The sequence below is a fragment of the Bacteroidota bacterium genome, assembly GCA_005882315.1.
GTDB lineage: Bacteria > Bacteroidota > Bacteroidia > Chitinophagales > Chitinophagaceae > VBAR01.
Genome location: VBAR01000001.1, coordinates 2,323,980 through 2,341,935, shown reverse-complemented (window position 1 = coordinate 2,341,935; position 17,956 = coordinate 2,323,980). Strand labels below are relative to the sequence as shown.

General features: G+C 39.2%; 17 protein-coding genes. 5 read left to right on the top strand and 12 right to left on the bottom strand.

What is annotated here, in order from left to right; all coding sequences use genetic code 11:
* Nucleotide 1: 1 nt before the first annotated feature.
* Nucleotides 2-862 carry a DUF4292 domain-containing protein gene (locus E6H07_09675; GenBank protein ID TMI66150.1) on the top strand — a complete coding sequence of 287 codons (861 nt, stop codon included), beginning with the start codon at nucleotides 2-4 and terminating at the stop codon, nucleotides 860-862.
* A 75-nt stretch (nucleotides 863-937) separates the two neighbouring features.
* Nucleotides 938-2,278, top strand: coding sequence for a hypothetical protein (locus tag E6H07_09670; GenBank protein ID TMI66149.1), 1,341 nt, complete (start codon nucleotides 938-940; stop codon nucleotides 2,276-2,278).
* Nucleotides 2,279-2,328: 50 nt separating this feature from the next.
* Here E6H07_09670 and bshA read toward each other — a convergent pair whose 3' ends face one another.
* A complete protein-coding gene (bshA, locus tag E6H07_09665; GenBank protein ID TMI66515.1) occupies nucleotides 2,329-3,447 on the bottom strand; it encodes an N-acetyl-alpha-D-glucosaminyl L-malate synthase BshA in 1,119 nt (372 codons plus the stop codon).
* A gap of 113 nt (nucleotides 3,448-3,560) precedes the next feature.
* On the opposite strand from bshA, the gene E6H07_09660 reads away from it, so the two are divergent.
* A complete protein-coding gene (locus tag E6H07_09660) occupies nucleotides 3,561-4,922 on the top strand; it encodes a M20/M25/M40 family metallo-hydrolase (protein TMI66148.1) in 1,362 nt (453 codons plus the stop codon).
* A 9-nt stretch (nucleotides 4,923-4,931) separates the two neighbouring features.
* On the opposite strand, the gene argH is transcribed toward E6H07_09660, so the two are convergent.
* The 10 genes from argH to E6H07_09610 all read right to left on the bottom strand — a co-directional run bounded on the left by argH (nucleotide 4,932) and on the right by E6H07_09610 (nucleotide 15,090).
* A complete protein-coding gene (gene argH / locus E6H07_09655) occupies nucleotides 4,932-6,263 on the bottom strand; it encodes an argininosuccinate lyase (GenBank protein ID TMI66147.1) in 1,332 nt (443 codons plus the stop codon).
* On the bottom strand, nucleotides 6,260-7,330 hold the full coding sequence (locus E6H07_09650; protein ID TMI66146.1) for a M20/M25/M40 family metallo-hydrolase: 1,071 nt from the start codon (nucleotides 7,328-7,330) through the stop codon (nucleotides 6,260-6,262). Before E6H07_09650 ends, argH begins: the two co-directional genes overlap by 4 nt.
* Nucleotides 7,323-8,138 (bottom strand): acetylglutamate kinase, encoded by an 816-nt coding sequence (gene argB, locus E6H07_09645; protein TMI66145.1) that lies wholly within the window; start codon nucleotides 8,136-8,138, stop codon nucleotides 7,323-7,325. Before argB ends, E6H07_09650 begins: the two co-directional genes overlap by 8 nt.
* Nucleotides 8,131-9,093 carry an acetylornithine carbamoyltransferase gene (locus tag E6H07_09640; protein ID TMI66144.1) on the bottom strand — a complete coding sequence of 321 codons (963 nt, stop codon included), beginning with the start codon at nucleotides 9,091-9,093 and terminating at the stop codon, nucleotides 8,131-8,133. The genes argB and E6H07_09640 overlap by 8 nt, the downstream gene beginning before the upstream one ends.
* A gap of 2 nt (nucleotides 9,094-9,095) precedes the next feature.
* Nucleotides 9,096-10,256: an aspartate aminotransferase family protein gene (locus E6H07_09635; GenBank protein ID TMI66143.1), complete on the bottom strand. Its 1,161-nt coding sequence runs from the start codon at nucleotides 10,254-10,256 to the stop codon at nucleotides 9,096-9,098.
* A gap of 59 nt (nucleotides 10,257-10,315) precedes the next feature.
* The gene (locus E6H07_09630) at nucleotides 10,316-11,293 is read right to left on the bottom strand and encodes an N-acetyl-gamma-glutamyl-phosphate reductase (protein TMI66142.1); all 978 of its coding nucleotides are present in this window, start codon (nucleotides 11,291-11,293) and stop codon (nucleotides 10,316-10,318) included.
* A complete protein-coding gene (gene argG, locus E6H07_09625; GenBank protein TMI66141.1) occupies nucleotides 11,283-12,488 on the bottom strand; it encodes an argininosuccinate synthase in 1,206 nt (401 codons plus the stop codon). The genes E6H07_09630 and argG overlap by 11 nt, the downstream gene beginning before the upstream one ends.
* Before the next feature lie 103 nt (nucleotides 12,489-12,591).
* Nucleotides 12,592-13,311: a GNAT family N-acetyltransferase gene (locus tag E6H07_09620; GenBank protein TMI66140.1), complete on the bottom strand. Its 720-nt coding sequence runs from the start codon at nucleotides 13,309-13,311 to the stop codon at nucleotides 12,592-12,594.
* 326 nt (nucleotides 13,312-13,637) lie between these two features.
* Nucleotides 13,638-14,342, bottom strand: a complete 705-nt coding sequence (locus tag E6H07_09615; protein ID TMI66139.1) for an SAM-dependent methyltransferase — start codon at nucleotides 14,340-14,342, stop codon at nucleotides 13,638-13,640.
* A 1-nt stretch (nucleotide 14,343) separates the two neighbouring features.
* Complete coding sequence (locus E6H07_09610; protein ID TMI66138.1) at nucleotides 14,344-15,090, bottom strand: EI24 domain-containing protein; 747 nt, start codon at nucleotides 15,088-15,090, stop codon at nucleotides 14,344-14,346.
* 103 nt (nucleotides 15,091-15,193) lie between these two features.
* On the opposite strand from E6H07_09610, the gene E6H07_09605 reads away from it, so the two are divergent.
* Nucleotides 15,194-15,799 (top strand): DNA-3-methyladenine glycosylase, encoded by a 606-nt coding sequence (locus E6H07_09605; GenBank protein ID TMI66137.1) that lies wholly within the window; start codon nucleotides 15,194-15,196, stop codon nucleotides 15,797-15,799.
* 15 nt (nucleotides 15,800-15,814) lie between these two features.
* Entirely contained in the window at nucleotides 15,815-17,314 is a 1,500-nt protein-coding gene (locus E6H07_09600) for a TRAP transporter large permease subunit (protein TMI66136.1), read from the top strand.
* 71 nt (nucleotides 17,315-17,385) lie between these two features.
* On the opposite strand, the gene E6H07_09595 is transcribed toward E6H07_09600, so the two are convergent.
* Nucleotides 17,386-17,892, bottom strand: a complete 507-nt coding sequence (locus E6H07_09595) for a DUF2911 domain-containing protein (GenBank protein TMI66135.1) — start codon at nucleotides 17,890-17,892, stop codon at nucleotides 17,386-17,388.
* Between the last annotated feature and the right edge of the window lie 64 nt (nucleotides 17,893-17,956).

The window sequence follows — 17,956 nt, the reverse complement described above, 5'->3', positions numbered from 1 at the left end:
AATGATCAATGTTCAGTTTTTAATAAAGAAAGCATCCGGCCAATTCCATTTTTTATTGATCGTTGTTTTAACGGCTTTGATCGTATCCTCTTGTCGCGGCCCTAAAAAAATCCAGACGGCTATCACAAAAAAGGATTCTACTGAAGTGGTGACGATTATTAATTCAAATACAGGTCACGATGATTCAATGCGATTTATCCAGGGTATCCGGGATACAATTATCCGGCAAAAAATAAATTATACCACCTTTAATGCAAAAGTAGATGTGGGATATACCGGCGGTGATGGAAAAAAATATGATGTGAATGCGAATATCCGGATGTATAAGGACAGCATGATCTGGGTTTCCGTAAATGCCATACTTGGAATTGAAGCAATGCGTTTACTCATAACCAAAGATTCGGTAAAGCTTATTAATAAATTGGATAAGTTTTATTCTGTTCGCAGTATTACCTATCTGCAGGAAGTAACGGCTCTGCCGCTTGATCTCTCCACTTTACAGGACCTGATAATTGGAAACCCTGTTTATCTTGACAGTAATATTGTTTCCTATTCCAAAAATGGTGCAGAGGTCTCATTACTGAGCCTTGGTTCCGTGTTCCGTCATTTTATTACCATACATGCAAATGACAAATTAGTACAGCATAGCAAAATGGATGATGTAGATGTATTGCGTAACCGCACCTGTGACCTCATCTATGAAAAATATGAAGATAAAAAAGGTCCCCTATTTTCCACCCGTCGCCAGATCACGGTCTCTGAAAAATCGAAACTTGACGTAAAGCTGGATTTCAAGAATTATGATTTTAATGAAACGTTAAGTTTTCCCTTTAACATACCTAAAAACTATGAAAGAAAGTAAGCAATAAAATTTATCTTGCATGTTGTCGTTATTTATTTCGATACCCTGTGTATTAATTAACCCCCAATTCCTGAAATGATGAGAAAACTTATTGTAACAGCCACAATTTTATTTTCAGCTTTCTGCCTGCAGGCCCAGCCCCCGCAGGATAAAACCCAAATGGAAAAAGAAAGGGCCGATCTGCAAAAAGAAATACAGGAGATAGAAAAAGATTATAAACAGGTAAAAGGAAAAACAAAAGCTTCTATTGGTGAACTGAGTGTAATAAACCGTAAAATAAATGCACAGGAACGTTATATCAATAATATCAATAAAGAACTCCGGTATATAGATGATGATCTTTACCGGAGCAATCTTGAAATTTACCGGCTCAAAAACCAGCTGGATACACTGAAAGTACAATATGCAAAAAGTGTGGTGTATGCTTATAAAAACAGGAGCAATTACGACTACCTGAATTTTCTTTTTTCCTCAAGCAGTTTCAATGATGCCATGAAACGCATTTCATACCTGAAACAGTACAGGAGCTACCGTGAACGCCAGGTACAAACGATAACCGAAACGCAAACATTGATTGCACAACGGCAAAAACAACAACTGACAAAAAAAGAAACTAAAAACACAGCACTGGTAAACCAGAAAAGCCAGTATGGTGAATTGGCAAAGCAGAAGAATGAAAAGGCCGCCGTTGTTACCCAATTAAAATCTCAGGAAAAAGAATTAAGTAAACAGCTCACTGCAAAAAAGAAAAGAGCTGATGATCTGAGAAAAGCAATTGCATCGGCTGTGAGAAGAGAAATTGAAGCCGCAAAAAAGGAAGCAAAAAAAGAAGCTGATCGGTTGGCAGAAATCGAGAAAAAGAATAATGCCGCAAACCCTGTGGCTACAAAACCGGTAACAAGTAATCCGACTACAAGTACTCCTAAACCATCAAATACTAATGCAGCTCCGGCTAAAGAAAAAAACTATCTGACCTTTAATGCAAACGAAGCGGCTTTAGCTGAAAAATTCGAACTCAATAAAGGAAAGTTGCCCTGGCCTGTTGATAACGGTGTTGTAAGCATCCATTTTGGAAGATACACAGTGGAGGATACAAAAATTGTAGGTGACAATCCTGGTATCACCATTTCAACACCTTCTGCAGGGCAATCTGTAAAATCAGTGTTTGATGGAGATGTAGTAGCCGTGCATAATCTTGGTGATGTGCAGGCTGTCATTATCCGGCATGGTAAATTTTTTACATCCTACAGCACATTGTCTTCAGCTTCTGTTTCAAAAGGAACACATGTAACAAAAGGGCAGGTAATTGGTAAAACAGGAAATGCGGATGATGGTAATGGCGGTCAGCTTGATTTTATGTTACTGATTGAAAACCATGAGCAAAATCCGGAGACCTGGCTCAAACGCGGCGGATAAAAATTTTAAACACAATAAAAAATCCCTCAATATGTTGAGGGATTTTTTATTTATAAGAATTTCTCGTAGAGCTTCTCGTACTCCGGAATAATATTACTGATATCATATTTTTTTGCGTGGGCAGCCGCTCTATTTTTAAATTGTTTCAATACATCATTATCACGTAATATTTTTATTGCCTGCTGTCCCATTGTTTTTACATCACCCACATCACCCATATAGCCAGTTACACCAGGAATATTTATTTCAGTTAAACCGCCAGCATTAGTAGTAACAACTGGCACACCGGCTGCCATTGCTTCTAAAGCCGCCAAACCAAAACTTTCATATTCAGATGGCAATAAAAATAAATCCGCAATAGCGAGAATATCTTCCATCTGTTCCTGCTTGCCTACAAAACGTATTTCATCACATAAGTTCAGCTCACGGCAAAGATCTTCAGCAGCAGGCCTTTCAGGACCATCCCCTACCAGCATAAGGCGACTGGGAATCTTATCATTTACTTCTTTAAAAATTTTTATAACATCCGGTATGCGTTTCAATTTTCTGAAATTGGAAGCATGCATCAGTACTCTTTCGCCGTTGGGCGCAATCATTTTTTTAAATGCATCAATTGGTTTGCGGTTAAAGCGGCTTACATCTACAAAGTTTACAATTACCTCAATTTCCTTTTCAATTTTGAAATGCTTATACGTTTCATCCCGCAGGTTATTAGATACTGCTGTAATTGCATCGCTTTCATTGATGGAGAAAGTAACAACCGGGGCATATGTTTTATCGCGACCAACAAGAGTAATATCAGTACCGTGTAATGTTGTAATGACTGGAATATTTTTTCCTTCTTTCTTTAATATCTGTTTTGCCATAAAAGCGGCCGAAGCATGTGGAATAGCATAATGCACATGCAACAGGTCAAGATTATTATTTTTTATTACATCCACCATTGAGCTTGCAAGCGCAGTTTCATAAGGCGGGTAATCAAATAAAGGATATGTGGGTACCTGTACTTCGTGGTAAAAAATATTGGGTGTAAATGCACCTAGCCTTACGGGCTGCTGGTAAGTAATAAAATGTACCATATGGCCTTTTTGTGCAAGAGCCTTGCCTAATTCTGTTGCCAAAACGCCGGAGCCTCCGAAAGTTGGATAGCAAACAATTCCTATCCTCATGGTTCTGTTGATCGTCATAGTCCCCGAAGGTAAATAACTTTATATGAACCGCATTTGCCGTTCGTGTTAAATCCGTATTTTCATTTTTTCAATTCTACATAAACTGCTCACACATGAAAAGACTTATTTTTTCTTTTGGTTTATTACTCGCTGGCTTATCAGCCATCAGCCAGGATAATGATTCATTGATCATCCGCAACATTGCTGATGATATTTTAAAAAATGGCAAGGCCTATGAAGACCTTCGTTATTTATGTAAAAAGATCGGCGCAAGACTTAGCGGCTCCGCAAATGCTGCAAAATCGGTAGAAGCTACAGCAAGAATGTTGAGAGAAGCCGGAGCCGATACAGTGTACCTGCAACCGTGCATGGTGCCACATTGGGTACGTGGGGCAAAGGAACAAGGGGTTATTCAATGGGGAACGAATAAGAAATCATTAAATGTTTGTGCCCTCGGTATGAGTGTAGGAACGCCTTCTGCAGGACTGAAAGCCGAAGTAATCGAAGTAGCAAATTTTGATGAACTCAAAAGTCTAGGCGCTGAAAAAGTAAAAGGTAAAATAGTTTTCTTTAATTATCCGATGCGACCTGAACTGATATTCGGTGGTTATGGTGATGCTGTTCGTTATCGTGGCAGTGGCCCGGTAGAAGCTGCAAAATTGGGAGCTGTAGGTGTAATGATCCGTTCTGTAACACATGCTTTGGATAATAATCCGCATACAGGTGCCACCCGTTATGATAGTGCGGTAAATAAAATTCCCGCCATGGCCTGCAGCACCCTAGATGCTGAGTGGTTGCATGAATTATTTAAAAAACAAAAGAAGGTGGAATTGTTTATGAAGATGAGTTGTGAAAAACTGCCTGATGTTTTAAGTTATAATGTAGTCGGTGAAATAAAAGGAACAGAAAAGCCTGAAGAAATTATTTCTGCGGGTGGACACCTTGATAGTTGGGACCTGGCAGAAGGTGCACATGATGATGGTGCAGGTGTTGTACAAAGTATTCAAATCATCAGAACAATAAAAACATTAGGTATAAAACCCAAACGTACTATTCGCTGCGTTTTATTTATGAATGAAGAAAACGGATTAGCTGGTGGTAATAAATATGCTGAGCTGGCTGGATTAAATAAAGAGAATCATCTTTTCGCTATTGAAAGTGATGCTGGTGGTTTCGGCGTAGAGACTTTAGGACTCACAGGTAAACCCGAGCAGGTTGCTAAAGTAAGAAGCTGGCTTCCTTTGTTCCGTCCATATGGTATTTATGATATGCCTGATGGCGGTGGCGGTGCAGATATTGGTCCATTGAGAAAATATGGAACGTTTATGTGTGGCGTTAATCCAGGTACGCAACGCTATTTCGATTTTCATCATGCACCAAATGATAAGTTTGAAGGAGTGCATAAAAGAGAACTGGAAATGGGTGCCATTGGAATGACAGCAATCGTATATATGGTTGCACAGTATGGCTTGTAAGACTTAATACTATTTAAGAAGATTGGCTATCGCAATATTTACAGATGCGAAAGGAAATGAATCAATAACCTTTTGCATCTGTTTTTTTATTTCTGCTGTGCAAAGATTGCCGATAGAGCCTTCATGTGTATGTTGAACACCAGTATCATATTTAAAATTACCGGCCTCAATATCTAATCCTATTTTTTTGTAAGCATCACGGAAAGGCATGCCGGCGTTGACAAGCTTGTTTACTTCTTCAACACTAAACAGGTATTTATACTTTTCATCCGCTAGGATATCTTTTTTGATTTCAATATTACTCAACATTAGCCCCGTCATTTCAATACAATCTTTCAATATTTTGAAGGTTGGAAATAAATGCTCCTTCAACAATTGCAGATCCCGGTGGTAACCTGAAGGCAGGTTCGTGGTCATCATCATGATCTCATTCGGCAATGCTTTGATACGGTTACAATGACTGCGTATCAATTCAAACACATCTGGATTTTTTTTATGTGGCATGATGCTGCTTCCCGTAGTTAGTTCAGCAGGAAAAAATATAAATCCGAAATTCTGATTCAGATACAAACATGCATCCATACAGAGTTTACTAAGTGTGTCGGCAACATTTGCTAATGATTGTGCAACTACCCTTTCAGCTTTTCCTCTACCCATTTGTGCATACACCACATTATAATTCAAATCATCAAAGCCAAGCAATTTCGTTGTCAATGTTCTGTTGATAGGAAATGATGAACCATAACCTGCAGCGGAGCCCAGAGGGTTTTTGTTTACCACATCATAAGCTCCTCTCAATGTTATCATATCATCAACTAAGCTTTCTGCATAAGCACCAAACCATAAACCGAATGAAGAAGGCATGGCCAATTGCAGATGCGTATAACCGGGAAGAAGATGGTCTTTGTATTTTTCACTCTGCGTTTGTAATAATTCAAAAATTTGTTGGATTGATTCTACGAGTTCCTCCAACTCATTTCTTAAAAACAGTTTTACATCTACCAATACCTGGTCATTGCGGCTACGGGCTGAATGAATCTTTTTTCCAATATCTCCGAGTTCCTGTGTGAGCAATAATTCAATCTGTGAATGGATATCTTCAACATCATCCTGCAGTTTGAATTCGCCTTTCTGTATTTGTTTGTAAATCTTTTTTAACTCCACCTGGAGTTGGGATAATTCATTTTTAGTAAGTAACCCAACTGATTCAAGCATCTGTGTATGAGCCAGTGAACCCAATACATCAAAAGAGGCGAGATAGATATCCATCTCACGGTCCTTGCCGACTGTGAATGTTTCTACTTCCTTTAATGATGCCTTATCTTTTTGCCAGAGCTTCATACCAGTTGATTTAATAGTTGAATGTACAACTCAATTCCGTTCTTTATTTCATCCAGGTAAATAAACTCATCAGCTGTATGGCTTCTTGCACTATCACCGGGCCCAATTTTCAACGTAGGAAAAGTCATTAATGCTTTGTCAGAAGTAGTGGGAGAACCATAATAGCTTCTCTTCAAATTCAAACCAGCTTTTATCAATGGATGATCCAATGCGATTGAACTGGAACGCAACCTTGTACTTCTGGGTTTTACTTCGCAGCGAACATTTGGTTGAATAGTTTCCAGCATTTCCTCAAAAGTATATAGCTCATTTACCCGGCAATCCACAACAAATTTGCATTGAGCAGGTACTACATTATGGGCTTTGTTATCTGTTTCAATAACCGTTACACTCATTTTTACAGGACCTAATAAATCAGAAACTTTTTCAAACTTATAATTACGGAACCATTCTATATCATTCAACGCTTTGTAAAGTGCATTCTCCCCTTCTTCTCTTGCTGCATGACCTGCACGTCCGGCTGAAGTACAATCAAGCACCATCAACCCTTTTTCTGCGACTGCCATATTCATAAGTGTTGGCTCACCAACAATACCGAAATCAATATTACCGAGATGCGGAAGCAGTGCCTCAATACCATTATGGCCCGAAATTTCCTCTTCAGCAGTCCCTGCAAAAATAAAATTGTGCTTCAGGTTTTCTTTTTCGTAAAAATAGAGAAACACTGCAATCAACGAAACCAAACATCCCCCTGCATCATTACTCCCAAGACCAAAAAGTTTTCCATCCTTTTCAATGGGCGAAAAAGGGTCGAGTGTATATCCTTTATTCGGCTTCACTGTGTCATGATGAGAGTTTAGTAAAATGGTTGGTTTATTCTCATCATAAAATTTATTCTTCGTCCAGATATTATTCAGGTAAACAAACGGTTTAACTCCGTTCCTGGTGAAAAACTGTTCGAGTATATCAGCGGTGATCTGCTCCTCCTTGCTGAATGAAGGCGTTGCGATCAGTTGTTTTAAAAGATTGACCGCATTCTCCTGTAATATGTTCAGCTTATCACTCATTCGCTATTGTTGTTCCTGATCTCCCAGTAATCAGTTCATTTAAATTTTCCGCTTTGCCGATGATCACTTTTTTCACCCCACTATTCAATGCAGTAAAAGCATTATCCAGTTTAGGAATCATGCCTGCAAATATTTTACCCCCATCCCCTAAAGGGGAGTCAGAAGGTGCTTTTAACTTCTGGTATTCTTCCCAGTTTAATCTGTTGATCACTGATGATTCATCATTAACATCAAGCAGCACACCGCTTTTTTCAAATGAATAGATCAACGAAACTTCATACGATCTACCCAATGCCTTTGCTACTTCCTGTGCTATCGTATCTGCATTAGTATTTAAGATTTGTCCTCGGCTATCATGCGTTAGGGGAGCAACAACCGGTACAAGATTATTATCCAGAAAAACTTTCCAGCTTTCAGCATTCAATTGCGAACTGATAACATCGCCAACAAAACCGTAATCAATATCTTTTACCGGTCGTTTACTGGCAGGTATAAGATTTCCATCAGCACCGGTGACGCCAATTGCATTGCAGTTTAGAGATTGAAGCTGTGCAATTATTTTCTTATTGATCAAGCCTGCATAAACCATCGTAACCAAATCAATAGTATCAGCATCAGTTATTCTTCTTCCATCCACATATTTTGACTCAATGCCGAGTTTATCGCCAATCTTTGTTGCTACTTTACCGCCGCCGTGAACCAGTATTTTCTTTCCATTGATTGCTGCAAATGATCTTAAGAATGATGAAAGTTTTGCTTCATCGTCGACAATATTGCCGCCAATTTTTATAACGATCAACTTATCCATTCAGAATTTCACTTAATACAGCCTGAGCAGCCCAAACTCTGTTGCTGGCCTGTTCCGTAACAATGCTCATTTTACCATCAAGAATCTCATCACTTAACTCAACATTTCTTCTTACGGGCAAACAGTGCATGACCTTTGCTTTATTGGTTAGTGACCAGCGCTTTTTCTTCAATTGCCATTTAGGATCGTTGGTATAGATCTTACCGTAATCATTATATGTGCTCCAATTCTTCACATACACAAAGTCAGCGTCTTTCAATGCTTCTTCCTGGTCATGAATGATCGTTGCTCCTTTTGTAAATTCCTCACTCAATTCATAATCCTCGGGGTGAGTAATCACAAAATCAGATTTATCCCAGGCGTTTATCCATTGTGCAAAGCTGTTAGCTACACATTGGGGCAATGGCTTAACATGTGGTGCCCAGGTGAGAACAATTTTTGGTTTTTGTTTTTTGCTTTTGGTTTTTTTTAGCTCTTCAGTTATTGTAATTATATCAGTTAAGGATTGTAGTGGATGCAGTGTTGCACTTTCTAAACTCACAACCGGGATGCCTGCATATTTTATAAATTGCTTAATGTATAGCTCACTATAATCATCTTCGCGGTTTTTTAATGAAGGGAAAGTGCGGATAGCAAGGATATCAAAATATTTTCCCATAATGGGGGCAGCATCTTTCACATGCTCCACTGTGTTTCCGCTCATGATAGCCTCGTCTTCAAATTCCAGTGCCCAACCTTCCTGTCCCACATTGAATACAATACATTCCATGCCGAGATTCTGTGCAGCAATCTGCGTACTCAAACGGGTACGCATACTCGGGTTCAGAAACAAGCAGCCAATACGTTTATTGGTTCCGAGAGATTTGTCTGCAAAAGGACTGGCTTTATATGCTAAAGCCTTTTTTACTAACGAATCGATGTTGCTTACATCATGAACGGAAATAAAATTTTTCATTCTTAACCGACGGGATTTGGCGATGAAACTAAATTTTGTATTTCTTCTTTTATTGAATCAATGAATTGTTCGGCATCTCTTTTTTTCAGGGCTAGACTAGGTAAGAGACGAATCACATTGGGTTTGGATTCTCCGGTAAACACTTTCTGATTCCAGAGAAGATTCTTTTTTAAATCTTTAAAATCCTCAGGCACATCAAAACCAATCATCAGGCCACGGCCTCTTACATTTTTTAATTGACGAATTCCATCCAATTCATCTCTCAAATATTTTCCAACCATTGTGGCATTGCCCATTAGTTTTTCTTCTTCTATTATTTCCAGCACCGCTAATGCAGCAGCGCAGGCAAGATGATTGCCACCAAATGTTGTTCCTAGCTGGAAATGTTTTGGTTTAATATGTGGCGCTATAATTACACCAGCTACAGGAAAACCATTCCCCATTCCTTTTGCCATTGTGTACATATCTGCATTTACTCCTGCAAAATCATGGCTGAAGAATTTACCACTTCTTCCATAACCACACTGCACACTGTCGGCTATATATACTGCACCATGCTCATCGCAGAGGCTGCGGATCTTTTTCAGGAAAGAATTTTCAGCTACATTAATTCCGCCAACTCCCTGTATTCCTTCAATGATTACAGACGAAATCTCTTTACCATTTTTCTCAAAACATGCTGAGAGTGCCTCCTCATCGTTTAAAGGAAGAAAAATGACATTATCTGTCTGGTTAATAGGAGCTATATAATTTTTGTTATCGGTAACTGAAACAGCCAGTGAAGTTCTTCCGTGAAAAGATTTACTGAAAGCAATTACCTTTTTTCTTCCATTATGAAAAGAAGCCATCTTAAGTGCATTCTCATTTGCTTCGGCACCGCTGTTGCAAAGAAAGAGTTGATAGTCTTCTTTGCCTGAAACTTTTCCAAGCTTAGTTGCCAGTTCCTGCTGTAAAGGAATACGGATAGAGTTTGAATAAAAAGCAATTTTCTCCAGTTGCTCTTCAATTCGTTTCACCCAATGAGGATGGGTATGGCCAATACTGATTACAGCATGACCGCCATAGAGGTCAAGATACTGTTCGCCTTTGTCATCCCACACATAGGAGCCTTTGGCTTTTACAATTGTGATCTCGTTGATCGGGTAAACGTCAAATAAATTCATTTTAAAAAGTTTTGCCTCGGAGGCACGGAACACACGGAAAAATCCTTGATTCCTGGTTATTAAAAATAATTTGCTTTCAAATTCAATCCTGATGTTTCATTCAGACCACACATAAGGTTCATATTTTGTACAGCCTGGCCACTTGCTCCTTTCAATAAATTATCCGCAACAGAGTGAACTACGAGTTGCGAACCCACCTGTTCTAATTGAATGATACATTTATTAGTGTTCACAACCTGTTTTAAAAAGACAGGGTCTTTTGTTACATGAGTAAAAGGGTGACCAGAATAAAAATCTTCGTAAAGTTTATTAAGTTCAATCAAGCTTAAGTCACATGGTAATTGCGAGCTGATAAAAATTCCTCTTGTAAAATCTCCTCTCCACGGTACAAAATTCACAGCAATATTACCCGATGATTGTAATTGTTTTAGTGATTCCCCGATCTCTCCAAGATGCTGATGAGTTAAAGTTTTATAAGCCTGAATATTATTTTCTCTCCAGCTGAAATGCGAGGTAGCAGATAAACTCTGACCTGCACCGGTACTTCCGGTAATGCCAGTTGTATAAACATCTTTTAATAATCCGGCTTTTGCAAGTGGAAGCAATCCTAATTGAATAGTTGTAGCAAAACAACCTGGGTTGGCAATACTGTTTGCTGATTTGATCTTATCTCTGTTCAGTTCAGGTAAACCATAGATAAAGCTTCGAACTCCGAGCTGTGAGCTTTGAGCTAACCGGAAGTCATTGGCCAAATCAATAATCTTGATCTTGTCGGCAATTTTGTTTTCGCTTAAAAACTTTTTCGATTCACTATGACCGAGGCATAAAAACAAAACATCAATGTCATCGCTTAGTTCACCAGAAAATTTTAAGTCGGTATCACCAATTAAATCCTGGTGAACCGAATGCACAGGCTTGCCAGCATTGCTGCGGCTATGAATAAAAGAAACAGCAACATCCGGATGGTGAATCAATAAACGTATGAGTTCGCCACCAGTATAACCTGCCCCGCCAATTATGCCTACTTTAATTGCCATTATTATCTTTTTGCACCGCCTGGTGAATTGAAGTTTGGTTTCCGAAAATTTTTGAAAAGCCTCTTACATCATCACCGGTAAAGCCGGTATTCATTTCGCCATATTTGCCAAACTTGCTGCTCATGAGATCGAATTTACTTTCAATACCGATAACCTGGAAGCGATAAGGCATTAACTGAACAAATACATCGCCTGTTACATTCTGCTGACTGTTTTCCAGAAATGCTTCGATATCTCTCATCACCGGGTCAAGTATCTGTCCTTCATGCATCCAGTTACCATAGAATTGTGCCAAAGTATCTTTCCATTGCAATTGCCATTTAGTAAGCACATGCTTTTCTAATGCATGATGTGATTTTAAAATCACCATCGGTGCAGCTGCTTCAAAGCCAACACGACCTTTGATGCCGATAATGGTATCGCCAACATGTATATCCCTGCCAATGCCATATGGCCCGGCAATAGTTTGCAAGTATTGAATAGCTTCTGAAGGATGAGAAAATTTTTTCTCATTTACAGCATTCAGTTCTCCTTTTTCAAAATGAAGTTTTACTTCTTCGCTTGCTGTTTTGGTTACCTGCGTCGGCCATGCTTCTTCAGGCAGCATGCCTTTGCTGTTCAATGTTTCTTTTCCGCCGACACTTGTTCCCCACAAACCTTTATTGATGGAGTACATCGCTTTTTCAAAGTTTATCTCAACACCTTTGCTTTTCAGGTAAGCAATTTCTGCTTCACGGCTAAGTTTCAGATCACGGATTGGCGTGATGATCTCAACACCTGGAATCATGATATGGAATATCATATCAAACCTCACCTGGTCGTTACCGGCACCTGTACTGCCATGTGCAACGGCTTTTGCATCCAGTTTTTTTACATGTTCGGCAATATGCAATGCCTGGCTAAGTCTTTCTGCAGAAACAGAAAGCGGATAAGTATTATTTTTTAAACAGTTCCCATAAATGAGATATTTAATGATGCGGTCATAATAACCCTTGACAGCATTAACTGAAGTATGAGTTTTTACACCGAGCTTATAAGCATGTGCCTCTATTTTTTTCAATTCATCATCACTGAAGCCGCCGGTATTTACGATGATGCTATGCACCTCGTAGCCTTTTTCTTCGGTAAGATATTTTACACAGTAAGTGGTATCAAGGCCACCGCTAAATCCTAAAACTATTTTCTTGTCTGACATCTTTTATTGTTTAACCTGCCTGCCGGCAGGCAGGTAGAATCGTTATAGTACAAGAGTGCGACGCAATGAAAGCTTAATAGCAGCAATGCCGCCAGGCACCTATTTATATATTGAAAAAATATTGAAGGAACGTTTTAGGCTTTGAACCATTTTTGTCCCCGTCTTCTTCTTTGTCTTTTTTCAAAAATGGCTTAAGCAATTTCCATTGCCTGAATTTCAGCAAGCGTTCAAATCCCGATTTGTTTTCTTCGAAGAATTGTTTTGTTTCTTCAGGCTTATAATGGTCTTTAGGATCGTAGAGCATCGCCGTACACATACAGATATTTCTTTCCTTGCTCATCAATATTTCATAGTTCACACAGCTTTTGCAACCAGCCCAGAAAGCTTCGTCCTGGGTAAGCTCGGAATAGGTAACAGGCTCGTAACCGAGTTCGCTGTTAATTTTCATTACTGCAAGACCAGTGGTAAGACCAAACAATTTTGCTTCAGGATATTTTTCTCTTGAAAGTTCAAATATTCTTTTCTTGATCGCTTTTGCAACACCGCTTTTTCTATAGGCTGGCGAAACAATCAAACCACTGTTGGCAACATACTCGCCATGACTCCATGTTTCGATATAACAAAAGCCCACCCATACACCATCTGGTGTATGTGCGATTACAGCTTTGCCCTCTTTCATCTTTTCAGCCACATATTCCGGGCTACGTTTGGCAATTCCTGTACCCCTCGCCTTGGCGCTTTCAGCCATTTCATCGGTAATAGTTCCTGCGTAATGCTCATCATCTGCAGTAGCTACACGTATAATTATTTGTTGATTGTCCACGTTTGAAAAGTTAATTGAAAATTGCGGATGACCATTCCGGGGTTAGTTTGCGGAGGATGTCCACTGACAGGGGCCGTGGTGAGTGACTCGTCCTGTCAGAATACAGGTCGGCGTCGGGGAGTAACAGCACACAATACAACACTACCGGCCACGGGAGTATTAAGTAATTTGTATGTCATTATTTTTTTCAACTTCTTTTAGTTTTAATTCGGTGTCAAAAGTATAATAATAATACAATAACGGCCGTTTTTTTTTCTTAAAGTTTTTAACTCACTTCTAAGACGTTACAAGAATGTGACAGATTAATTGTTTTAGTTATTATTTAGTTAATGGCTGTACAAAAGAAAGATAGCTGGTCGCTTGTGAATGTCTGGTATGTTGTTCTTCCACTCAGCAATTGTTTTTGTTTTTATCCATTCAGTTGGGCCGGTGATGTCGGCTGCAATACAAAACTGAGTTGATGGTTTTGCAGTTTTAAAAATCGTTTCTATTAACTGGTTGTTGCGATAAGGTGTCTCAATAAAGATCTGTGTGCAGTTTTTCCTGGTGGATTCAGCTTCCAGTTCTTTTATAGCTTTACTTCGCTCAGGTTCCTTTACGGGTAAATAACCGGCAAACTGAAATTGCTGACCATTCATTCCACTTGCCATTAGTGCAAGTAAAATGGAATTGGGGCCAACTAATGGTTTTACTTCAACATTCATTTGCTGGGCAATAGAAATTAATTGCTGACCGGGGTCAGCAACTCCCGGGCAACCGGCTTCGCTAACGATACCTATTGTTTTACTTTCCCTGATCTTTTGCCTGAATGTATCAACCGGAGTTTCTTTTTCATTTACTACATACCATTCATAATTATCAATCACCATTTCTCTCCATAGTTGTTTAAAATAACGTCTCGCTGTTCTTTCGTTCTCCACAAAAAACACATCACATTTTTTTACTGCATCGGTTATATAGGGCGGGATAGATTGGAGGCCTTCTTCATGAAGCAGACTTGGAATAAGATAAACGGTGGCTGTTTCTGCCATGCTAATCGTTTTTAACTTTTATGACACTGAGATTGGCTGCAATGATGGCAAATGCTGGCGCAAAAACAACTACTATATGCATCAGGTAAAATACAATGCCATTGCCAATAGAAAGACCTTTATGTTTACCAGAATAAAATATTGATTTGGGAACTGAAAAATCGTTTTTCGCCAAACCATAATCGAGCATGGCAAAACCATAATAATAACATTCAATGATAACTGCAATCACCGGTGCTATCCAACCTGCTACAGGAAAAAGGCAAAGGAGGATCAACGCGACCATATAAACAGTTTGCCAGCCTGCATTGCGTAATGCCAGTTTTGTTCCGCGGATCGCATCAGGCAGTAGTTGTTTCCAGTTAAAGCTATGCTCCCGGTTTTCGATGATCGCTTCCGTTTTTTCACTCAGGTAAGCAAAAACCGGTGAACCGATGATCAGAATTAAATATTTGAACAGAGAAAAGTAAAAGAGAAATAAAACCAGGCGAAGCATAATGCCCGTCATCACAAATATGAAACTAAGGAAGGGGCTGCGTTCTTTCTCCAACCAGGGTTCAATGCGTAGTTGCTGACTAAGCCAGGTAACGGCTCCATTGGCAGAATCGGCAAAAAGAATCATTGCTGCAATAAACAATAATGTATAAATGATGCCGGGAATGATTATCCATTTATACATTTTGTGCTCCCGGATAAAACGGTTGGCCTCTTCAAAGGATTGAAACGCTATGACAATTTCTTTAAGCAATGTCTTAACTTGTTGCGTAAATATAGCGAAAAGAGTGAATGGTGAAATAGCCAATGGTGAGTGAAGAAAAGAGAATTTTGTTTTTGAACAATATTTTTGATGAATGAAAAAATTGCCAATAGAGTTTTACAGGAGAGACAATGTATTTGTTGTAGCAAAAGAACTATTAGGAAAAATACTGGTGACAAAATTTGATGGCATCGAAACTTCGGGCCGGATTGTAGAAGTGGAAGCATACAACGGTGAAATTGATAAAGCCAGTCATGCGTATGGAGGAAGAAGAACTAACCGCACAGAAGTAATGTATGCACATGGTGGTGTTTGTTATGTTTATCTATGTTATGGCATTCATCATTTATTTAATGTGGTGTCAAATGATAAAGATATTCCTCATGCAATATTGATACGGGCACTGGAGCCACTGAAAGGAATTGAAAAAATGCTTCAAAGAACAGGAAAAGAAAAAGCTGATTATTCACTGACAAAAGGCCCGGGCAATGTCTCAAAAGCTTTGGGCATACAAACAAAGCATACAGGCATCTCTTTATTGAGCAAAGAACTGTACATAGCTGATGATGGAACTGTTTACCCGGAGAAAAAAATCGGAATATCTCCAAGGATCGGAGTTGATTATGCGGGTAAAGACGCTTTGCTGAAATACCGTTTTTATATAAAAGGAAATCTTTTTGTTAGCGGGAAATCTAAATAGGTTGTATTTTCCCAGATAAAAACCAACCACTTGCCAACACTATCAAAATTTCAGCTTAAATCTATTTTTCTTATAGGGGGAGTTGCAGTTGCCCTGTTCTTCTATATCATCAATCCTTTTGACGTAAATGAAAAGGCCAGTATTGTTCTTGCAGTTGCAGCATTAATGATAAGCTGGTGGGTGTCTGAGGCATTACCAATGCCGGTAGTAGCATTAATTCCATTGATTGTTTTTCCATTACTCGATATTGCTGAGTTGAAAACAGTGGCTTTAAGTTATGGCGACCAGATCATTTTTTTATTTATGGGGGGGTTTATGTTGGGACTGGCTATTGAGAAATGGAACCTGCACCGGCGGATTGCATTGGGCATTGTAAAAATTACCGGCACCAGCGGCAATAGGATCGTGTTGGGGTTTATCCTGGCCACAGGTTTCATCAGTATGTGGATCAGTAATACAGCAACTACCATGATGATGTTCCCGATTGCATTATCAGTAATTCATGTAATGAAGGATACGGGTAGCGGAACCGGTAACTTTAAAAATTTCAGCCTGGCAATGATGCTTTCAATAGCTTATGCCTCCAATTTCGGGGGCATTGCAACTATTGTAGGTACACCACCCAATGTTGCATTTGTTGGCTACTATGAAAAACATTTTTCCAATATCAGCTTTGTTAACTGGATGCTGTTATGTATGCCTATTGCGATCGTGCTGCTGATCGCATTATATTTTGTTCTTACAAGGATCTTATTCCCTAATCATATCCGCTCCAGCGAAGTGGCACGGAATTATATAAATCAAGAATATAAAACACTTGGTCCATTGTCGTATGCAGAAAAAAGAGTGATGACTGTTTTTGTTTTTACAGCCATGCTCTGGATTTTTAAAGACCTGATCAATGCAAACCAGGATTATGTAAAACTGGATGATACCATTATTGCTTTGCTTTGCGCAATGGCATTATTTATCTGGCCTTCGGGCAAACTCAAATACCCCGATCCTGAAAAACTTAACGACTCCGATCAACATGAATTTCATGGCGGACTACTCGAATGGTCGGATACAAAGAAAATGGCATGGGGAATCTTGTTATTGTTTGGTGGAGGATTGGCATTAGCAGCACAAATGGAAAAAGCAGGATTGATAAAACAATTGGGCGAATGGCTCTCTGTTTTTGCAGGTGGAGGTTTCATGTTATTATTAATGGTTACAGTACTCACCATCTTTATCAGTGAAGTAATGAGCAATATTGCACAGGTCATTGTATTTGCTCCTGTCGTTTGTAGCCTGGCCGTAGCGGTCGGTATGAACCCATTACAATTGGGTTTGGCAATGACGCTTGCCTCAAGCTGTGCCAGCATGATGCCGATGGGTACACCACCTAATGCAATCGCATTTGCCAGTGGTCACATTAAAATAAAAGAAATGATACGGGCCGGATTTGTAATGAATATTGTCTCCATCATACTCATCACTTTATTCTGTTGGTTTGTGTTGCCCTTGATAATGTAAACTTCTATCAAGACTATAAATAAAAGAGCCCCGACTGAAGTGCCGGGGCTCTTTTATTTATTTTAAAATTCTTAGAAACTCATCGGTATAGAAACCTTTGTCTGATCCCATTCTATAGTTAATGCAGATTTATCCGCATTAATAGTAAGCTGCTCTACTACTGATGCAAGTTTGGTAGCCGGCACTTTTATTTTCAGTACATCTTTATCCTTTACTTTTTCGTAACCGAATGCACCCCATTGACCTAATTGTGAATTAAGAATAATGGTCCACTCATTAGCTTCAGGGATTGCAAATAAAGTGTAAGTACCTTTCTTCACACCTTCGCCACCGAATTTTGTATCCTGGTTAAAAGTGATCTGGGTTGCTTCATCAGCACCAACACGCCATACTTTACCATATTTTTCCAACTCACCAAATATTACCCTTCCCTTTTTATAAGGCCGGCCATAAGTAACTGTTACACCTTTGGTCGTTAGTGTATCATGAGGACTTTTCTTTGCCGGTGCCCCACCCTGTGCACAGGAGGTAGATGTAATAAATGTTATTGCTGCTAAAAGCGATAAGAAGATTTTCATAAATTATTTTTTTAGGAGGTTAAATATACAATCTTCCCGTGTTTGTGAATCCATTTTTTTTGAC